The organism is Microcoleus sp. BR0-C5 (assembly GCF_036705045.1).
In the GTDB taxonomy this organism is placed as follows: Bacteria; Cyanobacteriota; Cyanobacteriia; order Cyanobacteriales; family Microcoleaceae; genus Microcoleus.
In genome coordinates this window covers 3,366-4,410 of sequence record NZ_JAUBTR010000153.1, presented here as the reverse complement: position 1 = coordinate 4,410, position 1,045 = coordinate 3,366, and the positions used below count along the sequence as shown (strand labels likewise).

The 1,045-nt window shown below is 58.8% G+C and carries 1 pseudogene; it reads right to left on the bottom strand.

The features are described 5' to 3' along the window. A pseudogene (locus QUB08_RS31350) lies at positions 1–1,045 on the bottom strand (hypothetical protein); the annotation flags it as partial.

Sequence of the window (1,045 nt, the reverse complement as noted above, 5' to 3'; positions counted from 1 at the left end):
GTCGGGGTCGCTTCCTCCGAGTCCTGCGATCGCCACAGCGCTGCTGGGGGCGATCTCAAGGTTGACGTTGTTAGCTACGGGCGGTTCGTTTGGCACCGGCAGCAGCGCCGATACCGTAGCGCTGGCAGGGCTGGTGGCACCCTGGTTGTCTGTAGCGCTGTAGGTGAAATTTGCTTTTGTAAAGTTGCCTGTCGATTGGAAAAATAATTGGTTAATCTCAGCAGGTGTCAGAATTTGACCTGCGGTGACAATCCGGCCGCCGGTCTCAGGATTGCCTAAAAATATCAGCCCTTCATTTGCTGGTGGGACGGTGTTGATGGTGAAGGATTCGATCGAGCCGTCGGGGTCGCTTCCTCCGAGTCCTGCGATCGCCACAGCGCTGCTGGGGGCGATCTCAAGGTTGACGTTGTTAGCTATCGGTGGTTGGTTGGCGGGAGTCGGAGTCGGAGTCGGAGTCGGTGGGAGTGGGGGAGTCGGAGTCGGTGCGGGTGGGGGAGTCGGAGTTGGGGCAGTGGCGATGCTGGTGGTAACAGTTGCGCCGGGCTCGCGGCCGTTGTTGTTGCCGGGATTTGGGTCATTAGTGGTTGAGGTACTTCTTGCCGTGTTGCTGACAGTGCCGGTCGCCGGGGCTGGGAATCTGACAGTCCGGCTGACGGTCAAGCCGTCAGCTAAGCTGGCAATGGGCGGAAAGCTGACAATGCCTGTGGCTGGGTTGTAAACACCTCCGTTAGATGCTGTGACCCCCGTTAAACCGGGAACGATGGTGTCTGTAACGGTGATGTTGGTGGCGGTACTGGGTCCTCTGTTTTCGGTGAGAATGGTGTAGGTGACTGTCGATCCGCCGATCGCAGTAGCCGGCCCGGTTTTGAGCGTAACTACATCGGCGCTATCGGTGATAGTGGTGGTAACTCTTGCCGATGGGCTGCTGCCGTTGTTGTTGGCAGGATTGGGGTCTGGACTCGTTGAGATGCTGCTAGCAGTGTTGGCGACGGTTCCACCGGTGGCGGGAACTGCGAAACTGACGGTTCTGTTGGCGCTGACTGCC